This window comes from Marinobacter litoralis (assembly GCF_003336705.1).
Lineage (GTDB): Bacteria > Pseudomonadota > Gammaproteobacteria > Pseudomonadales > Oleiphilaceae > Marinobacter > Marinobacter litoralis.
On record NZ_QMDL01000001.1, the window covers coordinates 610,762 to 631,762 of the forward strand.

Below are 21,001 nucleotides of genomic sequence, written 5' to 3' on the forward strand. Positions count from 1 at the left end.
AACACGTCAGGCGGTTACCGGAACCCGGTCGATCAGCCTTTGAAGCACGGCGTCGGCGGTCATGCCTTCGGCTTCCGCCTCGAAGGTCAGAAGAATCCGGTGACGAAGAACGTCAAAGGCCATGGTACGAACATCATCGGGTGTAACGTAGTCCCGGCCGTCCAGCCAAGCCAGTGCCCGGGCGCAGCGGTCCAGGGCAATCGTGCCGCGCGGGCTGGCACCAAAGGCCGTCCAGCGCGCCAGTTCCGGGTCGAGTGCAGCGGCATCTCGAGTCGCCAGTATTAGCGCCAGCAAATACTGCTCAACCGGTTCGGCCATATAGATGTTGGAAATTTCCTGCCGTGCTTCCATCACCTGATCTTCTGTTAGACGAATGTCTACGTTCGGAATTCCCTGACGGTAGTCACTGCGGGCCAGGTGCAGAATCTCTCTTTCAGCATCGGCACTGGGGTAATCAATCACCACGTGCATGAGGAAGCGATCGAGCTGAGCTTCGGGCAGAGGGTAAGTGCCTTCCTGTTCAATCGGGTTTTGGGTGGCCATCACCATAAACAGTTTTGGCAGCGGGAAGGTCTGCATGCCCACACTGATCTGGCGTTCGCCCATGGCCTCAAGCAGCGCAGATTGCACTTTTGCGGGCGCGCGGTTGATTTCGTCTGCAAGCACCAGATTGTGGAATATGGGCCCGCGCTGGAATTCGAACAGGCCGGTTTCAGCCCGGTAGATTTCACTGCCTGTAACGTCTGAAGGCAACAGGTCTGGCGTGAACTGAATCCGGTGGAAATCGCCTTCGATATGATCGGCAAGGGCTTTTACAGCGGTGGTTTTCGCCAGCCCGGGCGCACCCTCCACCAAAAGGTGGCCGTCGGCCAAGAGGGCAATCAAAAGACGGTCTACCAGCTTGTCCTGGCCGATGATGCGCTTCGCCAGTTGTGCTCTGAGGGCACCGAAAGTTTGCTGTAACGACATGAGGTTTACTGCTCTTGGTATTGAAGGTCTGTTGGCGCCACCAAAATTGCGGCTAAGTAGTTGCCGAAGTTTTGAGGGCGGGCCAGCAAAAATCAAGGGTTTGACTATGCTTATGTGACGATAAGCGGATTACGTTTCTTTCACACAAACTAATTTGAGGTCGGATATGAACGCGCTGACAATCGCCAGCAAAGAGCAATTTTTTGATCAGTTGTCAGAAGCCTTTGCAAAAAAGATTGCGAAGAGCGAAGCGAAGAAGATTGCCGAGTTCGCCCGGTTGCATTACGCCCATATACCGTTGGAAGAGCTGGTAAGCCGACGATTCTCTGATACCTACGGAGCGGTTCTCGCTGCTTGGCAGTTTTTGCAGAAGCGAACAGCCGATGAAACCCCGGTATCGGTATTCAACCCGGACCTCGAGAGTGACGGGTGGCAATCCACCCACACCGTTATTTTTATCCTGCATCCAAATATTCCGTTCCTGATCGACTCGCTGCGTATGGCGGTCAATCAGCGTGAGATCGGAACCCATTCGATCCAGCATTCGGTACTTCAGGTCGAGCGCGAGAAATCCGGCAAACTCAAAAAAATCCACGCTGCCAAAAAGTCTGCTTCAGCAGGTTATGAGGCCTTTATCGTACTGGAAATTGACCGGCACACGTCGCCTCAGGATCTCAGCAGTCTTGAGGAAAACCTGCAAAGCGTGCTGCATGAGGTCCGTATAGCCGTTGAAGATTTCCCGATTGTGCAAGACAAGGTTGCGGGCATTATCAAGGAGCTGGATAGCACGACCGCCGGGGTAAGTGCCGACGACAAGAAAGAAGCCAAGGCGTTCATGAGCTGGCTGGCGGACGACCACTTTACCTTCCTGGGTTACGACGAATACGATTTCGTGAAAGATAAAAAAGGCATGGTGGTGCAGCGTGTCGCCAATTCCGAGCTGGGGATTTTCCGAGTTAATAACGAACGCCCGGAAAAAGTGCGGCTGAACGAACTGCCTCAGCGTACCCGTCATGCCATGACCCGTGCCGACGACATCTTTATATTTGCCAAGTCGGCCCAGCGCTCCCGGGTGCATCGCCCGGCGTACCCGGATTATATCGCGGTCAAGAAGTTCAATAGTAAAGGCGAAGTGGTGGGCGAGCGTCGCTTCCTTGGTTTGTATACCTCCCGCGTATACAACGAACGCCCGGATGAGATTCCGCTGCTGCGCCGAAAATTTGAAGCGGTCATGGACGGATCGGGCTTTATGCCCAGCGATTACGCTGGCAAAGAGTTGGTGCAGATTTTGACGCTCTATCCGCGCGACGAGCTGTTCCAGATCGAAACGGATGAATTGCTGAAAGTGGCGAAAAGCATTCTGTATATACAGGAGCGCCGGCGTATCGAGCTGTTCATGCGTGAAGATGTCTACGGGCAGTTCGTGACTTGTCTGGCTTTCTTTCCCCGGGACATCTACAACACCGAACTGCGCGTAAAGGTGGAGCAGGTGTTGATGGATCGGTTGGGTGCCCACGATATTGAATTCGTGACGCATTTCTCCGAGTCACCGTTGGCTCGGGTGCAATTCACCATTCGGGTTCCCCAAGTTGAAAACCGTGATCTTCCTCTGGCAGACATTCGTGATCAGGTGATCGATCTTGCCCAATCATGGCGTGACGGGCTGGATGTGGCACTGACTGAAGCGTTTGGCGAAGAATCGGGCAATGAACTCTTTCGTTTGTGGGCGAGCGGATTTCCGGCCAGTTATGTAGAAAAATTCTCACCCCGGCGTGCAGCGGTCGATCTTGAGCACATCACGGCAGCGGTGCGTGATAAAGACCTGGCCATGAGTTTCTACCGGGCTTTGGAAGAAGATGAAAACACGCTGCATTTCAAACTGTTCTATCCGACCGAACCCTTGCCGCTATCGGACGTGATGCCGATTTTCGAAAATCTGGGTTTCCGCGTTATTGGTGAACATCCGTTTGAAGTTACGGAGCGCTCCGGGCAATCGGTGTGGATCCATGATTTCACCTTGCAGGCCTACACCGGAGAGACGCTGGATATTCATCGTATCCGTCCAATCTTTGAAGAGCTGTTCCGCCGGGTTTGGCATGGTGAAGCCGAGAACGATGCCTTTAACCGGATGATGCTCACGTCCTACATGGGCTGGCGTGAAATTGCGTTGCTGCGCACCTACGCCCGTTATATGCGCCAGATTCGTTTCTCGAACAGTCAGACGTTTATCTCCAACACCTTGGTGAATCACGTCAATCTGACCAACCTCTTGCTGGAATTCTTTGATGTTCGGTTTAATCCGGATCGTTATAAGAGTGCTGCTAAGTGCGAGGCGGCGCAGCAAAAGCTGGAGATTGAATTTCATGCGGGCTTGGACAGCGTTGATAATCTGAGTGAAGACCGGGTTCTCCGGCTCTATCTCGAGTTAATACAGGCAACCCTGCGAACCAACTACTTCCAGTCAGACGGTGAAGGCAAGCCCAAGCCGTACATCAGTGTGAAGTTTGACCCGACCCGTATTCCGGATGTGCCGCTTCCGTTGCCGATGTTTGAGATCTTCGTCTATTCGCCGCGGGTGGAAGGTGTGCACTTGCGAGGTGGCAAGGTGGCTCGAGGCGGCTTGCGTTGGTCAGACCGTTACGAGGACTACCGCACCGAAGTGTTGGGGCTGGTTAAGGCTCAGCAGGTTAAAAATGCGGTCATTGTGCCCGTTGGTGCCAAAGGTGGCTTCGTGGCCAAACAGCTGCCGTCGCCGTCAGACCGTGAGGCCTTCCAGACAGAAGGAAAAGAAGCCTATAAAACCTTCATCCGGGGCTTGCTGGATATTACCGACAATCTGGTGGATGCCGGAATTCAGCCTCCGGAGCAGGTAGTGCGGCACGACGAGGACGATCATTACCTGGTTGTGGCCGCAGACAAGGGAACCGCGACTTTCTCCGATATTGCGAACGGCTTGGCCGCGGAATACGGCTTTTGGATGGGCGATGCCTTCGCTTCCGGTGGCAGTAATGGCTATGACCACAAGAAGATGGGTATTACCGCCCGTGGTGCCTGGGTTTCTGTAGAACGTCACTTCCGTGAAATGGGGATCAACCCGGCCGAAGACGAATTCACCGCCATCGGTATTGGCGACATGGGCGGCGACGTATTTGGGAATGGCCTGCTGTGCTCCGAGAAAACCCGGTTGGTGGCCGCATTCAACCACATCCACATATTCATCGATCCGAACCCGGATGCTGCAAAAACCTACAAAGAACGTAAGCGGTTGTTCGAAATGCCGCGCTCGGCTTGGACAGATTTTGACTCTAAGTTGATCTCCAAAGGCGGCGGCGTGTTTAGCCGTACGGCAAAATCCATAGCCCTGACGCCTGAAATCAAGAAGCTGCTTGGCATTAAAGCTGACAGCGTTCCGCCGAATATGTTGATTGGCCATATCTTGAAGGCAGAAGTGGACCTGCTTTGGGTTGGCGGCATTGGCACCTACGTGAAAGGGGCTTCGGAGACCCACGCGGATGTGGGAGACAAAGCCAACGATGGCGTGCGGATTAATGGCGGAGAGTTGCGCTGCAAAGTGGTCGGTGAAGGCGGTAACCTCGGCTTTACCCAGCTTGGCCGGATTGATTACGCCCTTAAGGGCGGGCGTTTGAACACCGACTTCATCGACAACTCCGGTGGTGTGGATTGTTCCGACCACGAGGTCAACATGAAGATCCTGCTCAATCGCGCCGTGGCCATGGGCGATCTGACCCAGAAACAGCGTAATAAAATGCTGGAAGACATGACCGATGACGTGTCTGCACTGGTGTTGAAAAACAACTATCGCCAGACGCAGGCCATCAGTATTGCCAACGAAGATACCTTCATTCGGCTTGAAGAGTACCGCCGTTTGATGAACTCTTTCGAAAGCGAAGACAAACTTAACCGGAGTCTGGAATTCCTGCCGGACGACGAGGCGTTGTCTGAACGTAAACTGATCTCGAAGGGGCTTACCCGGCCCGAGTTATCGGTGCTGATTTCATACGTGAAAGGGGATCTCAAGCAAACCCTGATAGACAGCAGCCTGCCGGACAATCCGCTGCTGGAAGGCGAGATGTACAAGGTCTTCCCGAAAGAGCTAACCAGCAAGTTCAAAGCGGAATTGGGCGAGCATCAGTTGCGGCGGGAAATCATAGCCACGCAGATTGCGAACGACATGGTAAACCACATGGGCATTACCTTTGTTGAGCGCTTGCAGCAGTCCACCGGTGCCGACCCGGCAACCATTGCGCTGGCCTGGATCATTGCCCGGGACGTGTTCCGCATTGATAACTGGTGGGACCGCATCGAAGCCTTGGACTACCACGTGTCGGCCGGGCTTCAGCTGGAGCTGATGCAAGATCTGATGCGTTTGATGCGCCGGTCTGTGCGCTGGCTGCTCCGCAACCGCCGTGCAGAGCTAAACATCCAAAGCCACATGGAACGGTTTGCCGATAGTGTTTGGGCCATTACGTCGAATCTGCCGGAATATCTGGGTGCCCAAGCGAAGGCGGATTGGGAAAAACGAAATAAAGAGTTGGTGGCAGCCGGCATTCCGAAAGATCTGGCCTCGGTGCTCTCCGGAACGGGTTATTTGTATTCGTCTCTGGGTGTCATTGAAGCCAAAGAGACAACAAAGATGCCGCTCAAGGCCGTGGCAAATTTGTATTACGACCTGGGCGACCGGCTCGATCTGAATTGGTTTGCTGATGCCATTGCGGCGTTGACCCCGAACTCCCATTGGCAAGCTTTGGCGCGAGAAAGCTTCCGTGAAGATCTCGATTGGCAGCAGCGTGCATTGACCACCGGTGTCCTGCAGTTGGCGGGCAAAGCGGAGAAAGTGCCGGAGTGCGTGCAAGCCTGGGAAGAGAAAAATCAGCACATGATTGAGCGCTGGAACAGCATGCTGGCGGAGTTGAAGGGCGTACGAGAACCCGAGTACGCGATGTTCTCCGTGGCGCTGCGAGAGCTGCTGGATCTGGCTCAAAGCACACTGCATCAGCAGCCTGGCGAGTAAGATCAGGCGTAAATAGAGTGGTAAAAGCCCTGATGATGCCATGAAGGCAGACTCAGGGCTTTTTTCCGGTTAGCATACGGGCTTTTCAGCATCACCTTCAGGCCGGCTTGCCATGTCTTCACTACCGAATACCCACGAAGTGCTCCTCCGCAATGCTCACTTACTGAATGGCCGTGTGGCCATATTAGGGCTTTCTGACGCTGGTTTATTGCCCCAGTGTCCTTTGGCAGGGTTGGTTATGACCGAGCACGCAGGCGTGTTCAAAACCTTGACACCCTACACGGACTGGCAGCAGTGCTTCGGATACGACACCGAAGGTTTGCAATCCGGCGCGTTCGATACCGTAATCGTGTTTTTGCCCAAAGCCCGAGCGGAACTCAGCTTACGCTTGGCTATGGCGCAATTTCTTGCTCGTTCGGGAGCAAGCCTGGTGATGATCGGCGAGAAGAAAGAAGGCGTTGCTGGCGGCTCCAAGCAGTTTCTTCAGGCCGTGCCCGATGGTATGAAAATTGACAGTGCCCGGCACTGTCAGGTTTGGTGCGGAACCAACAGCCAGCCTAAAGACGTGTTTACGCTGGAAGACTATCTGGAATGGACACCGGTTAGCTGTGCCGGCGTAGACGTGTCGGTTGCCGGCTTGCCGGGCGTATTCAGTGAGGGTGAGCTGGACGGCGGAACCCGGTTGCTGCTGGAAAACCTCGCAGAAAAGCCGTTATCTGGCGAGAAAGTGCTGGATTTTGCCTGTGGTGCTGGCGTTATTGGTAGCTGGATCCAGGGTTATCGGCGTGTAGCGGGTGATGAGCCCGGAGTGGTCGATGGCGTAGACGTACAAGCACAAGCGGTAGCCTGCGCCAAGGCAACCTATGAGCGGGCGGGTGCTCAGGGAGAAATACATGCCGAAGACGGGCTGGCGGGTTTGAAAGGCCGTTGGCAAGCGGTTGTCACAAATCCGCCGTTTCATTCCGGTGTGAAAACCGATACATCAATGACCGAACAGTTTATTCGCCAGGTTGCGAAGCACTTGGTACCCGGTGGCGAGCTGAGATTAGTGGCGAACAGCTTCTTGCCCTACGAAGCATTGTTGCAAAGGTTTATTGGCCCTGTGCAAACACTGGCTCAAGATAAGCGATTTACCGTGTATCGAGCGTTTCAGCGGGTGCCGCGCTGAATTTCAGGCATAAAAAAACCCCTGGGGAGGGGTAAAAAAAGCATGTGCAGAAAACGATCGGTCAATCGGCATGGAGCCGACTCTCTGACCGAAAGGGGTTTTCGGCGTGAACAGGGCTAATTTAGGGTTTATTTCTAGAGTAAACAGCCTAAAAACGTTATTTATCTCAAATTGGCGGTCGGATGCCTGAAATGACAAGTGAAGTGCTCGAAATTGCTGGCAAGAGTTTAATTTTGCAGCGGCCTGGCATTGCGGCCTCGACGTTAAGGGCATGGGATGCCGCCGACGAACTGTTATTAGATGAAGCGTTGAAGCGAATCACTGCGGAACAACGTGTTCTTGTAATAGACGACACCTTTGGCGCCTTGACCATAGGCTTGGGAGAGTTTGCGCCGGTTTCGATTGCTGATAGTGCGAGTCTGGCGCTTTCACTAAAGGCCAACGCTGCGCGGAATAAAGCTCTGCAGACCCCGCCGGAACCACACAGTTGGCTTAATCCGCCGGATGGGCCTTTTGATCTCGTTGTGATGCGGATCCCCAGACACGCTGAGTATCTGGCTTGGCTGCTGCGTTGGGTGAATGCTCAATTGTCAGAAAATGGCTGTGTGTTGGCGGGTGGCATGATAAAGCACCTGCCAGAACGCAGTGTTGATGTGTTCTCTGCAGCGGTGGTGACTGAGTCGGTCCTTCCAGCCCGAAAAAAAGCCAGGGTTGTTGTATGTCGTCAGGGTAAAGCGACTCTGGAGGGCTGGCCAGCGACCTGGAAAGGGTACGAGCAAGAAGGACTGCCGGCTCGGGTAGAAGCCATGCCTGCGGTGTTTTCAAGAGAGCGTCTGGATATTGGCACCCGTGAATTGTTGCCTTTGGTAAAGCCGGCGGTCAAAACGTTAAATTCCGGCGCCCGCGTGCTTGATCTTGCGTGCGGTAACGGTGTTCTGGGGCTCACGGCACTGGCTTGCCGGGATGATATCGCTCTCACGTTTAGTGATGTTTCCAGTCAGGCGGTTGCCAGCGTTGAACATAACCTAAAGCATTGCGGTTACCTGGAACGCGCGCAATTGCTCCACAGTGACGGGGTCCCGAAAGAAAGTGGTAAGTATCAGCTGATCATACTAAACCCGCCATTTCATGAAGGCGGCGTAGTGGGGGACCATATTGCACTAAGGCTGTTCAAAGAGGCTGCAGAGCATCTGGCGGCGGACGGGCGGGTGTTGATGGTGGGTAATCGCCATTTGGGCTATCACCGCACCTTGAAACGTTACTTCAGATCGGTGCAGCAGCGGGCGGCAAGCCCGCGCTTTGTGGTGTTCGAGGCAGCCTTGTAACGGTTTGAGTTAAACCGTCGAAGCAGGGCGGTCATACCCCATGCGTGCAAGCGTATCAACGATGGTTTGTGTCTGGCTATCCACTTCGATGTTCACCGTTTCGCCTTGTTCGATGCCGCCGAAGGTGGTGGCGCGAAGTGTTTCAGGAATCAAATAAACGTTGAAACGATTGGCTTCGACCTCACCGATGGTCAAGCTCGCGCCATTGATGGCAATAAAGCCTTTCGGAAACACGTACTTCATCCAGCTTTCCGGCACTTCAAACCACAGGGTGACGTTGTTTTCGGTTCGAATGATCTCGGCTAATCGAGCGGTGGTATGCACATGCCCGCTCAATAAATGCCCGCCAATTTCATCGCCAATCCGTGCAGCACGTTCGAAGTTAACTAAGTCGCCTATCTTGAGCTGTCCCAGCGTTGTTAAACGCAGGGTTTCCTGCATCGCATCGAAATAGAGCTGCTGGCCTTCCTGTCGCGTTACCGTCATGCAAGTGCCGTTAATGGCAACGGACGCGCCAATCGTTACCCCGTGCACCTTGTCTTCAGGAAGTTCGATAACGAGGGTGTTCAGGCCCGGTGCAGTATGGATTTCGACTACTTTGGCAATGCCCTGAACGATACCGGTAAACATAAACCGTCTCCTGAAGTGCGATGAATGTCGAAAGGATACCGGTGGTGGTGCCGGTTGCCAAGAAGTAGCGGCAGTTGGTGCCCGCTCAAGTTGTAACGCCCGTGGTCGATAACCAAATTAACCAAAGCATTTAATAGCGGGAATCTCATGGCGGAAAATGCCACAACAACTTTGGCCGGAGGTGTTGATTCACCACCCGCCCAGCTCCGTGCAGGTCGGCCGGCCGATCCTGCCGAGGTCACCCAGAGCGACCTAGAGAAAGGAGGCGATGCTGGTCAGGCAGAAGCCACGGCAACAGTCAGTGGCGAGCAATCTGATCAGAGCAGTCCCGGCGCTGAAGATGAGCAAAACCAGCAAAACGACGAGTATCTGCAGGCCAAATCGGAATTGAAGAATCTCAGGTTGATGCTGCGGCAATGTGACCGCGTACTCCTGTTGGATTTTGACCTGCTGTCGATGTCGGACTGGCCTGATAACTACTCGTTGGCGCAAGCAAGGCGGAGCCGGGATCTTTGGTTGTTGTCTGCGGTGGTGGCTGCGGCGGTCTTTCTCAGCGGACTGACAGGTTTCGTGCCGGCGTGGGTGGCCGGTGGGGGCTTTGGCGCTTGTGTCATCATTCTGCTTTTAGGAGTGCCGTTTATTCGGCGCATCTATACCAACAAGCCTTCTTACCTGGATTTGATATGGCAACGCCAGCGAATGTTGAGCGATGCCCGCAAGCATGTCGCACACCTGGAAGGAGACGATGGGCTGGTTTGGCAATGTGCCCGGATGGCTGGTTATAACGCAAGCTTGCGGCACGGCCGCTTCAGCGACATGGTGCGGCTTTCGGAACAGCGGGTTTTGCCACGATACCTCACCAAGCGAGAGCATTTTCGCCTTTATTTGATCTATATGCTGGAAGCGGAAAGAGCCTACAACAAAATCCAGCAAGCGTTTTTTGACGGCAACCAGGCTGCCATAGATAAAGGGTGGCAAGAGGTGGCTGCGGCCCCCGAGCCTCGTGCTTGACATTATTAGCTCTCAAACGTATGTTTCAAACAGACGTTTGTTAGAGGCGCTGATAATAAAATGGCACAGTCAGATACCGTAGATCGCATTCTCGATGCAGCTGAAGAACTGTTCGCGGAGCGTGGTTTCGCAGAAACCTCACTTCGTATGATTACCAGTAAGGCTAACGTAAATCTGGCTGCGGTCAATTACCATTTTGGCTCAAAGAAAGCGTTGATCCACGCCGTATTTGCCCGTTTTTTGACACCGTTCTCATCGACACTGGAAGCCGCATTCGACGAGTTAGAGCAAAAGTGTCAGGGAAAACCCCCAACTTTGAACCAGACTCTCTGGGTGTTGACTGAAAGCGCGATACGTATGCCTCAGCGTAACGAAAAGGGCATTTCTATCTTCATGCGCTTGCTGGGCCTTGCCTATACCCAGTCTCAGGGACATTTGCGGAAGTTTCTGGAGCAGGAATACGGGCAACCGTTCAGTCGTTTTATGAGGCTGTTGAAAGAAGCCACTCCGGAGCTGTCTAACGTTGATCGTTACTGGCGCATACAGTTCATGTTGGGAGCAACAGCGTTCACTATGTCCAGTAGTGATGCTTTGATTGATATACTCGACAACAAGCTGGGCGTACAGGCAACGGTTCAGGAGATTGCCGCCCGTTTGGTGCCGTTCCTTGCAGAGGGTATGAAAGCGCCCGACAAACTGCAGGTTCCCCCAACGCTCTCGGGTGCTACGGTTGCCTGAACTCCCCGACCTCAGGTAGGCTTCCCTCTGGTTTTTGCCCGAGGGAGCTTGCCCTTTGAATACCCCATGGCCCCAACGGGCGCATATCCACATTTCTCTCGTCGATCAGTCCCTTAGACTGCTGACTGATGAAGGCTCTCTGTTAGCGGAATACCCGGTATCCACGGCGTTAAATGGCGCCGGTGAACGCGATGGCAGTGGCTGCACGCCCAGAGGCAAGCACTATATTCGAGCGCGAATTGGCGATGGGCAGCCTCTGAATGCGGTATTCCGGGGGCGCAGGCCAACCGGCGAGGTTTACACGCCGGACCTTGCAGCAGCTTACCCTGATCGTGACTGGATTCTGACCCGCATACTTTGGTTGTGCGGCCGGGAATGGCGGCGCAACCGAGGGCCCGGTGTCGATACCTTCCGACGTTTCATATACATTCATGGAACACCTGATACTGAACCGATGGGTATACCAATGTCCCACGGTTGTGTGCGTATGAGAAACAGTGATTTGCTAGAATTGTTCGAGCGTGCGCCAGTGGGTATGCACGTAACTATTGAGTAGGTTGACGAACCCCGAGGACCAGGATGATCGGAAATACATTACGCATAATGAACGAGTGGATTGAACAGTTCGGAATGCTTACCGAAGGATGGCGCGCGGGCATCCTGATTTTTGCCGTGGTGTTCGGCACAGCCGTTGTGGCCTTTATTGTTAGTCGTGTTGTTCTATACCTCGAGAACAAGTTCAGCCATACACGAAACCTCTGGGATGATGCCGTCCTGCATGCCGGCCGACGTCCTCTGGTGGCGTTTATCTGGTTACAGGGTGTGTATTGGGCGGCAGAAATTGCTCATCATTTTTCCGACGCCGAAGTCTTCAACGCCAACGAAATCGTGATGAAAATTGGCTTCATGTGGGTCATTGTCTGGGCCCTGTTCGGGTTGGTCAAAGAGGTCGAGAAGGTTCTGGTTTCGCCGGTCAAAATGCGCAAGCCCATGGACTTCACCACGGTGAATGCCATCAGCAAGTTGCTTCGCGCTGTCATTGTTATTACCGCGGTGCTAACCGCATTGCAGACTCTGGGCTTTAGTATCTCGGGCGTTCTGGCCTTCGGCGGTGTCGGTGGTATCGCTGTCGGCTTTGCTGCAAAAGATTTGCTGGCGAACTTTTTTGGCGGTTTCATTATCCATCTGGATCGCCCTTTTAAAGTGGGGGACTGGATCCGCTCGCCAGACCGGAACATCGAAGGCACGGTGGAACACATCGGTTGGCGTTTAACGACCATTCGAACCTTTGATAAGCGCCCGCTTTACGTGCCGAACGCGGCCTTTACCGTAATAGCGGTGGAAAACCCGTCACGCATGACCAATCGCCGGATTTCCGAAACCATTGGTATCCGCTATGCGGATGTCGCTTCAATGAAAAGCATTGTCGATGACATTCGTGACATGCTTAAAAATCACGATGAGATTGATTCCAATCAGACCCTGATCGTGAACTTCCTGGCTTTTAGCGCCTCGACGCTCGACATCATGATTTACACCTTCACTAAAACAACCGACTGGGTGCGTTATCATGGCATCAAGGAAAATGTGTTGTTGAAAATCAGCGACATTATTGAAAGTCATGGTGCGGAAGTTGCCTTCCCGACGCGTACGTTGCATTTGCCCGAGGGGGTAACCGTTAACAATCAGGATGCGAAGGAAAAAGACGAAAAGCGCGGTGATAAGGCCGCCCGCGAAAATCCTGAGTATCGAGAAAACCAGGGTGAGGCTCAGTCCCGCGGCGATAGCGTAGGTTCTGGTGAAGGGGGTAGTTCTGATGGCGATTAATCGTCCTGTAGGCATTATTGGCGGCACGGGGCTGACCAAGCTCAGTGAACTCGAGATTCTGAGTAAAGAGGCCGACCGCAACCGCTGGGGAGAGCCCTCTGACGCCTTGGTTAAAGGTGTTCTGGGTGAGCAGCCGGTGGTGTTTTTGGCTCGTCATGGCAACCCGCACCGGATACCACCGCACCGGGTGAACTACCGGGCCAATCTGCAGGCGCTTTACGATGCGGGTGTTCGAACTGTGGTAGGCGTTAATGCGGTAGGCGGCATTCATCCGGCCATGGGGCCTGCTCATGTGGTGATTCCCCATCAGTTGATTGATTATACCTGGGGCCGCGCCAGTACCTTCTTCGAAGATGATTTGGAGGAGGTGACTCACATTGATTTTACTCATCCCTACGACCACGATGGCCGCACTTTGCTGATTGAATCAGCTGAAGCGTTGGGTCTCGAGTTCTCCGACTTCGGGGTTTATGGCGCGACACAGGGGCCGAGATTGGAAACGGCTGCGGAAATTCGTCGCCTCGAACAAGACGGTTGTGATCTGGTGGGAATGACCGGCATGCCAGAAGCTGTTTTGGCCGCAGAGCTGGGTATGCGGTATGTGTGCTTGGGTTTGGTGGTGAACTGGGCGGCTGGAAAGTCTGATCACATCATTACAATGGATGAGATTGAAGCGGCCATCGAGCAGGGCATGACAGGCGTCAAGCATATTCTGGAGCGCTCAATGGCCAAGCTGGGCGAGCTGGAACCTCTGTCTACAGTTTCCTGAAAAACACCAGCACGCCAATCGTGGGGGAGTCTATAAAGTGGATTTCCTCACTGCGCATGCGGCGGGTTTCCTTGATCCACGTAACCAACTCGGCAGGAGCAGGCTCGGCCACGACAGGCTGTGGCTTCTCGGCCATGTCAGCGATGGAGCTTGTTTTCTCTGCACCTGATGTTTCTGGGGAGCTGCTTGTTGCAACCGCAGGCGCACTCACTTCCGGTGCAGGGCCATCCTGCCAGTGGTTCAGGTGAACGCCCACGTGCAGGTAACGCTTTCGGTCGATTTCGATGTGCCCTTCCACCGCTTTTTGCTGTGCTCCGGTGAGCCAGTCGCCAACGGCTACTCTCATGGGGGAGCCATCGTAGTTCGGCGGGAAGCTCTGATACCAGCCTGCAGCGGCCAAAATGCGATAATTGCCGCTATTCTCTAAACGACTGGCGGCTCGGCCTAAGTGCAGCTCATTTCTAGCGGCCAGTTTCAGGTCTGACATGCGGCGCCCGCTGGCGTCTTCAACCCAAAGCGACTTCGCAACATTGCGTGAAGGCTCGATTTGCTTACCCGCCATTTGTTCTTCCACAGCAGCTGGGTCAACCAACCGTTGGAGAATGACGATTTCCGCTCGATAAAAGTCTTTTTGCCCATCCTGTGCCTGAGCGCTTGTCGCCGGCAGCAGCGTGAACGCAAGGGCCAATGCGGCGCCTGTCAGCAATGGTTTAGAAAAGCGTTTCGTGGCTTGCAAGTGTCTCACTCCGGCTAAATCAGGTTGGTTCAAGAAGCTTTGGCTTTTGAGTCTTGAGGGTCAAGCTCGGTCAACATGGCTGCGATGGCGTCGAGTTTACCACTGGTTGAGTCATCATTCAGCCGGAAGCGGAAGCTGTTGGCGCCTTCAAGCCGGAAAGTGTCGGGTGCGGATTGCACTTTTTTAACCAGAATCAACGGGTCTACCGGCGTGCTGGCTCCGAACTCTAAACGCACCCATTCCTTACCAGCGTCCACTTTATCAATGCCCAAGGCTTCCGCCATCAGGCGAAGCTGGGTTTGGCGCACCAGGTTTTTTGCGGGTTCCGGTAATAATCCGAAGCGGTCAATCATTTCTACCTGAAGTTCTTTTAATTCGGCTTCGTCTTTTACGCTGGCGATGCGTTTATAGAGCATCAGGCGGTTGTGAACGTCCGGCAGGTAGTCCTCTGGAATAATTGCCGGAATACGAAGGTTCATTTCCGTACCGTGGCTCAAAGGTAGTTCCGCATTGGGCGTGCGGCCCTCGCGAATGGCCTTTACGGCTTCGTCCAGCAATTGCATATAGAGGGTGAAGCCGATGCTTTCAATCTGTCCGCTTTGCTCCTCGCCCAGCAGCTCACCGGCCCCACGAATTTCCAGGTCGTGGGTGGCTAGCATGAAGCCGGCGCCAAGATCCTGAGCTTCTGAAATCGCGTCCAGTCGTTTTTTGGCGTCCGCCGAGATGCTTTTGGGTGGCGGTGTTAACAGATAGGCGTAAGCCTGGTGGTGTGAACGGCCAACCCGACCACGCAGCTGGTGCAGCTGGGCGAGGCCGAATTTGTCTGCTCGTTCAATGATGATGGTGTTGGCGCTGGGTACGTCGATACCGGTCTCGACAATGGTGGTGCATACCAGCACGTTGAAACGCTTGTGGTAGAAATCCGACATAACCTGTTCCAGCTGGCGCTCCCGCATTTGGCCGTGGCCAACGCCCACTCGGGCTTCCGGAATCAGGCGGCGAAGGTCTTCGGCGGTTTTCTCAATGGTGGACACGTCGTTATGCAGGAAGTACACCTGACCGCCCCGGAGGATTTCCCGAAGAATGGCTTCTTTGACCATGGCTTCGTCACGTTGGCGCACGAAGGTTTTAACCGAGAGCCGGCGAGCGGGTGGGGTGGCAATAATGGACAAATCCCGCAGGTGGCCCATGGCCATGTTCAAGGTTCTCGGAATTGGCGTGGCGGTGAGGTTAAGCATATCGACCTCGGCCCGGAGAGCTTTTAATTTCTCCTTCTGTTGAACGCCGAACCGGTGTTCTTCGTCAATAATGACCAGACCCAGGTTTTTGAATTTTACGTCGCCTTGAAGGAGTTTGTGAGTGCCTATCACGATATCGGCTTTGCCTTCCTCTATGGCGGACATCGCTTTACTGGTTTGCGTGCTGCTTCGAAAACGGCTCAGCAGTTCAATAGAAACCGGGGTATCCGAGAAACGGTCCCGGAAAGATTCATAATGCTGTTGGGCCAACAAGGTGGTTGGCACTAGTACGGCGACTTGTTTGCCAGACCAAGTGGCCAGAAAAGCTGCGCGCATGGCCACTTCGGTTTTGCCAAAGCCGACATCGCCGCACACCAGGCGATCCATGGGCTGCTCGCTGGTCATGTCTTCGAATACCGCTTGAATCGCAACCTGTTGGTCCGGGGTTTCTTCAAACGGGAAGCCTGCGGCAAAGGCGCGGTAGGCTTCTTTTGGATCTTCGAACTGGAAGCCTTTTCTGGCCTCACGGCGAGCGTACACGTCCAGCAATTCAGCTGCGGTGTCGCGAATTTTCTCCAGTGCTTTCTGCTTGGCGTTGCTCCAACGGTCTGTGCCTAGCTTATGCAGCGGTGCGTGTTCTTCATCGGTGCCGGCGTAGCGAGAAATCAGATGCAGGCTGGAAACCGGTACATACAGTTTCGAACCCCCGGCGTACTCCAGTGTCAGGAATTCATTGGATTCGCCGCCGGCACTGATGGTTTCCAATCCTTTATAGCGGCCTACGCCGTGGTCAATGTGCACGACCGGAGAGCCAATTCTGAGTTCAGAGAGGTCGCGGTAGCCAGCGTCGTCCACCTCGGTGGGTTTTTCCCGGCGCCGCCGCTGTAAAACTCGCTCACCAAACAGAGCGGTTTCAGTGATGAGCGCCAGATTCTGCTGGGGTAACACCATGCCCTGTTCCATCGGGGCAACGGTAATCGCCAGGCTGATGTCGTTTTTGGCGAGAAATTCCTGCCAGCTGGCCACGGTGCTCAGTCTCAGCTTTTGGCTCTCGAGGTTTTCAATCAGTGCTTCGCGACGACCTGAAGACTCGGCGCAAATAAGCACGCGGCCGGGGAAATCGTTGAGAAAGCGTTTCAGTCGCCCGGCCGGGTCGGCCGCGCGGCCGTCCATCGCGATGTCGGGCAGGGCATCGGCAGCGCAATTGGCGGTACCTGCCCCCGACATAGATTCAGGGCTGCACGTCACTCGAGGGTAACGTTTTAACTGGCCAAAGACTTCGTCTTGCAAAAGGAAGAGCTCGGCGGGGGGAAGAATCGGTCGCAAGCGATCGTGCCGGCGGTCTTCGTGGCGTGCGCGGGTTTCGGAATCGAATGCCTGAACTGCATCGTTCAGGCCATCTTCCGTGAATACCAATGTTGAGGCTGGCAGGTAGTCAAAGAGCGTTGCGGTTTGCTCGAAGAACAACGGCAAATAATATTCGATTCCGGGTGGTGTGATGCCGTTGCTGACATCCTGATAAACCGGTGAGTCTTTATCCGAGTTAGGGAAGTGCTCAAACCACCGGTTGCGAAACCCGGAGCGTGCCTCTTTGTGCCACGGGAATTCGTGGGCGGGCAGCAGCTCGATCTGCTCAATGCGGTCGATCGAGCGCTGGGTTTCCGGGTCGAAGGTTCTCAGGGTTTCGATTTCATCGTCGAACAGGTCGATCCGGTAGGGCAGGTTGGAACCCATCGGGTAAATGTCGAGAATGGCGCCTCGAACCGCGTATTCACCGTGCTCGTAGACGTTCTCTGCATGGTGGTAGCCGGCAGCTTCTAACTGCATGCGCCAGTTATCTATATTCAGAGTCTGGCCGGTTTTCAGCAGTAAGGTGTTGCCTTGCAAATAGCTGGGAGGAGCTAGCCTATGCATGAGGGTGCGCGCCGGGACAATCAAAATGCCGTGATCGGTTGATGGCAGACGGTGCAGGGTGCGAATGCGCCGCGAGGTAATGTCCTGGTGGGGTGAAAAAAGGTCGTAGGGCAGGGTTTCCCAGTCAGGCAACGATAACAGTTCCAGCCCATCGTCAGAGAGGGTCGCGCCGTCTTCCTCGGGTGGCAGGCTGAGGAAAAACCGAACCGCTTGCTCCAGTCGGATGGCCTCATCGGTGCTTCTGGTAACGACTAGCGTCAGGCCTTTGTGGCTTCTTGCGCTTTCACAAATTGCGAGAGCCTGGCTGCAACCCTGCAGTTGCCCCCATTTTCTGTGATCTGCGGCCTGCGCGGGTGCTGCAGGTGCAATCAGCGTGATGTTCGCAAAGGTGTTGGTTGAACCTTGAGCCATGGGCTTGGCCATCTCCTGATTTGAAGCGTCTGGGAACCGAAAGCGCATCATTCTATCGCTCAGGGATTGCAGTGTCATGGTCGCCGCTTGTTATAGGGATACACAAAGCCATTTGCCGTGAGGCTCGTTAAGTTGGATAATGTGCGCCACAAAATTACTCCCCCTGTGCTAAACGAGGTTTCAACCGTGAGTCACGACAAGATCAACCAGCATCTGTCCAACTGGACTGAACGAGAGTCCACCGCGGAAGCGATGATTCCGCTGATCGGCCGCCTTTACCGTAAAAACAATGTAGTAACATCTGTTTACGGTCGTTCGATCATTAACCAGTCTGTGATCGATATCCTGCGGGCTCACCGTTTCGTTCGCCAGGTTGAAGATAGCGAACTGTCTGTGCATGACACCATGCCGATCCTGCAAGAGATGGATAAGCTGAATCTGGGCCGTGCTCACGTTGATATCGGTAAGCTTGCGGTCAAGTTCAAAGATGAAGGCGGTGACCTTGTTGAGTTTCTGAAGCGCGAGATCGGCCCTATTGTTGGTGAGTACGAAGCGCAGTCCGAGCAAGACGCCAACAACGACACCAAAGACGTGGTTCTGTACGGTTTCGGTCGTATTGGTCGTCTTCTGGCTCGCATCCTGATCGAAAAGGCAGGTGGCGGTAACAACCTGCGTCTGCGCGCGATCGTCGTGCGTCAGGGCGGTGCTGAAAACGATCTCGAGAAGCGCGCCAGCTTGCTGCGTCGTGACTCTGTGCACGGGCCTTTCAATGGTTCTATCACCGTTGATGAAGAAAACTCTGCCCTGATCGCTAACGGCAACTTCATCAAAGTGATCTACTCTGGTGGTCCTGATCAGGTGGATTACACCGAATACGGTATCGACAACGCCATCGTTGTGGATAACACCGGTATCTGGCGTGATGAAGCTGGCCTTGGTCTGCACCTGAAGTCCAAAGGTGTTAGCCGGGTGATTCTGACGGCGCCGGGTAAGGGCGACATCAAGAACATAGTTTACGGTATCAACAACGATTGGATCACCGAAGACGACAAGATTCTGTCTGCTGCTTCTTGCACCACTAACGCCATCACCCCTGTATTGAAGGCGATCAACGACGAGTTCGGTATTGAAGACGGTCACGTTGAAACCGTTCACTCGTACACCAACGACCAGAACCTGATCGACAACTACCACAAAGGCAGCCGTCGCGGTCGTAGTGCAGCATTGAACATGGTTATCACTGAAACAGGCGCGGCTAAAGCGGTTGCGAAAGCTCTGCCTGAGTTGAAGGGCAAATTGAGCGGCAACGCGATCCGTGTTCCGACTCCGAACGTTTCCATGGCGATCCTGAACCTGAACCTGAAGTCTGATGTAGACGTGGAAAAGGTGAATGAATACCTGCGTGAAATGGCTCTGCACTCTGAGCTGCAAAAGCAGATCGACTTTGTGAATTCGCCAGAAGTGGTTTCAACCGACTTCGTAGGCTCGCGTCACGCGGGTGTGGTTGACGCTCAGGCGACCATCGCCAACGGCAAGCGCCTGATTCTGTACGTATGGTACGACAACGAATTCGGCTACAGCGCTCAGGTTATCCGTTGCGTTAACCAGATGGCTGGCGTTGATTACCCGATCTTCCCGAAGCGCGCACGCGACTAAGGTCGTAGTTCGGCTCGAGAGAGGCGGAAAGGAAAGCCCCGGTAACGAGAGTTGCCGGGGCTTTTTTGTATATTTTGGCATCAAAAGCATATTGGTTACCGGTGGAAATAGGTTTCCGTAATCTCTATAATTGGCGCGATTTTGGGTGTGTCTTGCTCCGCGGTACGTTTCTCAGGAGTTGGGCGTTTAAGAATCCACAGAATAGTTTCTGATGACTGGATGAGGCTAATGATCAAGATCAAAAAAGGCCTGGATCTTCCCATCAGCGGCGCTCCCGAACAGACCATTACCGATGGCAAGCCGATTCGCCACGTGGCGCTTATTGGCTTTGACTATCACGGCATGAAGCCGACTATGGCTGTAAAAGAAGGGGACCGTGTTAAGCGCGGTACGCTGCTGTTCACGGATAAGAAGACCGAAGGCGTTCGTTACACTTCACCGGCTGCCGGTGTGGTGAAAGAAGTTAATCGCGGTGAGCGTCGAGTATTTCAATCTGTTGTCATCGAGATCGATGGTGACGAGGCTGAAACCTATGCCCGCTACAACGACTCGGATCTCGCCGGCCTGGAACGCCAGCAAGTAGTCGATAACCTTGTTGAATCCGGTTTGTGGACAGCGTTCCGCACTCGTCCGTACAGCAAGGTTCCGGCTATCGACTCTGCTCCGAACTCCATTTTTGTGTCAGTGATGGACACCAATCCGCTAGCGGCGGACCCTGCGGTGATCATTGGCGAGAACAGTCAGGCTTTTGAAAAAGGTTTGACCATTATCTCTCGCCTCACTAACGGTAAGGTATTCGTTACGGGTAAACCGGGCACTAACGTGTCTGTGCCGAAAGCCGACAACATCGAAGTGCATCAGTTTGATGGTGTACATCCTGCCGGCAACGTGGGAACCCACATCCATTATTTGGACCCGGTTTCCGCCAACAAGACCGTCTGGTCAATCAATTACCAAGACGTGATCGATATCGCCAAGCTGTTCGAAACCGGTGAAGTACCGGTTGAGCGCATCGTGGCTATCGGTGGCCCGAAAGCTCTGAAGCCTCGCCTCGTTCGTACCCGTTTGGGTGCCAGCTTGCCTGAGCTTCTGGACGGTGAAGTAGCAACCGATTGCGAGATCCGTGCGATCTCCGGTTCTGTCTTCGGTGGCCGTCGTGGTGATGGTCCTTGTGCCTACCTGGGCCGGTTTGCCAACCAAGTGTCTGTTCTGGAAGAGGGCTTTAAGCGCCACTTCATGGGCTGGTTGACCCCGGGTGCCAACAAGTTCTCCGTACTGAACATCTACTTGTCCAAGCTGATGGGCGGCAAGCGCTTCGACTTCACCACCACCACCAACGGTAGTGAACGCGCGATGGTCCCCGTTGGTGCCTATGAGCAGGTGATGCCGCTGGATATTCTGCCAACTCAGTTGCTGCGTGCGCTGATTGTTGGTGATACCGAAGTGGCTCAGAAGCTGGGCGCTCTGGAACTGGACGAAGAAGATCTCTCCCTGTGCACCTTTGTGTGTCCGGGTAAATATGAATACGGTCCGATTCTCCGCGAGAACCTGACCCGAATCGAGATCGAGGGCTAACA

Annotated in this window: 14 protein-coding genes; 10 read left to right on the top strand and 4 right to left on the bottom strand. The window is 54.2% G+C overall.

All coding sequences use genetic code 11. From position 1 onward, the window contains the following. Window positions 1-6: 6 nt before the first annotated feature. Entirely contained in the window at window positions 7-969 is a 963-nt protein-coding gene (locus tag DOQ08_RS02840; RefSeq protein ID WP_114333377.1) for an AAA family ATPase, read from the bottom strand. A 166-nt stretch (window positions 970-1,135) separates the two neighbouring features. Here DOQ08_RS02840 and DOQ08_RS02845 point away from each other — a divergent pair, with 166 nt between their 5' ends. The 3 genes from DOQ08_RS02845 (at window position 1,136) to DOQ08_RS02855 (ending at window position 8,494) form a co-directional block, all read left to right on the top strand. After that, window positions 1,136-6,001, top strand: coding sequence for an NAD-glutamate dehydrogenase (locus DOQ08_RS02845; protein WP_114333378.1), 4,866 nt, complete (start codon window positions 1,136-1,138; stop codon window positions 5,999-6,001). 112 nt (window positions 6,002-6,113) lie between these two features. Then, window positions 6,114-7,169 carry a class I SAM-dependent methyltransferase gene (locus DOQ08_RS02850; RefSeq protein WP_114333379.1) on the top strand — a complete coding sequence of 352 codons (1,056 nt, stop codon included), beginning with the start codon at window positions 6,114-6,116 and terminating at the stop codon, window positions 7,167-7,169. Between the two features lie 182 nt (window positions 7,170-7,351). Beyond that, window positions 7,352-8,494 (top strand): class I SAM-dependent methyltransferase, encoded by a 1,143-nt coding sequence (locus DOQ08_RS02855; protein ID WP_227537458.1) that lies wholly within the window; start codon window positions 7,352-7,354, stop codon window positions 8,492-8,494. 9 nt (window positions 8,495-8,503) lie between these two features. Here the strand turns inward: DOQ08_RS02855 and DOQ08_RS02860 are convergent, their stop codons facing one another. After that, window positions 8,504-9,124, bottom strand: coding sequence for a riboflavin synthase subunit alpha (locus tag DOQ08_RS02860; RefSeq protein WP_114333381.1), 621 nt, complete (start codon window positions 9,122-9,124; stop codon window positions 8,504-8,506). Between the two features lie 147 nt (window positions 9,125-9,271). On the opposite strand from DOQ08_RS02860, the gene DOQ08_RS02865 reads away from it, so the two are divergent. The 5 genes from DOQ08_RS02865 (at window position 9,272) to DOQ08_RS02885 (ending at window position 13,469) form a co-directional block, all read left to right on the top strand. Further along, a complete protein-coding gene (locus tag DOQ08_RS02865; protein ID WP_114333382.1) occupies window positions 9,272-10,135 on the top strand; it encodes a hypothetical protein in 864 nt (287 codons plus the stop codon). A 60-nt stretch (window positions 10,136-10,195) separates the two neighbouring features. Continuing rightward, on the top strand, window positions 10,196-10,873 hold the full coding sequence (locus tag DOQ08_RS02870; protein ID WP_114333383.1) for a TetR/AcrR family transcriptional regulator: 678 nt from the start codon (window positions 10,196-10,198) through the stop codon (window positions 10,871-10,873). Between the two features lie 91 nt (window positions 10,874-10,964). Beyond that, entirely contained in the window at window positions 10,965-11,429 is a 465-nt protein-coding gene (locus tag DOQ08_RS02875) for a L,D-transpeptidase family protein (RefSeq protein ID WP_406565341.1), read from the top strand. 23 nt (window positions 11,430-11,452) lie between these two features. Next, window positions 11,453-12,700 carry a mechanosensitive ion channel family protein gene (locus tag DOQ08_RS02880; RefSeq protein WP_114333385.1) on the top strand — a complete coding sequence of 416 codons (1,248 nt, stop codon included), beginning with the start codon at window positions 11,453-11,455 and terminating at the stop codon, window positions 12,698-12,700. Then, window positions 12,690-13,469 (top strand): S-methyl-5'-thioinosine phosphorylase, encoded by a 780-nt coding sequence (locus tag DOQ08_RS02885; protein WP_114333386.1) that lies wholly within the window; start codon window positions 12,690-12,692, stop codon window positions 13,467-13,469. Before DOQ08_RS02880 ends, DOQ08_RS02885 begins: the two co-directional genes overlap by 11 nt. Here the strand turns inward: DOQ08_RS02885 and DOQ08_RS02890 are convergent. Continuing rightward, window positions 13,456-14,214: a CsiV family protein gene (locus tag DOQ08_RS02890; RefSeq protein ID WP_114333886.1), complete on the bottom strand. Its 759-nt coding sequence runs from the start codon at window positions 14,212-14,214 to the stop codon at window positions 13,456-13,458. The genes DOQ08_RS02885 and DOQ08_RS02890 overlap by 14 nt on opposite strands. Before the next feature lie 20 nt (window positions 14,215-14,234). Next, window positions 14,235-17,768: a transcription-repair coupling factor gene (gene mfd, locus DOQ08_RS02895; protein WP_114333887.1), complete on the bottom strand. Its 3,534-nt coding sequence runs from the start codon at window positions 17,766-17,768 to the stop codon at window positions 14,235-14,237. A 252-nt stretch (window positions 17,769-18,020) separates the two neighbouring features. On the opposite strand from mfd, the gene DOQ08_RS02900 reads away from it, so the two are divergent. Further along, on the top strand, window positions 18,021-19,424 hold the full coding sequence (locus DOQ08_RS02900; protein ID WP_406565342.1) for a glyceraldehyde-3-phosphate dehydrogenase: 1,404 nt from the start codon (window positions 18,021-18,023) through the stop codon (window positions 19,422-19,424). Window positions 19,425-19,652: 228 nt separating this feature from the next. Next, on the top strand, window positions 19,653-20,999 hold the full coding sequence (locus DOQ08_RS02905) for a Na(+)-translocating NADH-quinone reductase subunit A (RefSeq protein ID WP_114333388.1): 1,347 nt from the start codon (window positions 19,653-19,655) through the stop codon (window positions 20,997-20,999). Window positions 21,000-21,001 lie beyond the last annotated feature (2 nt).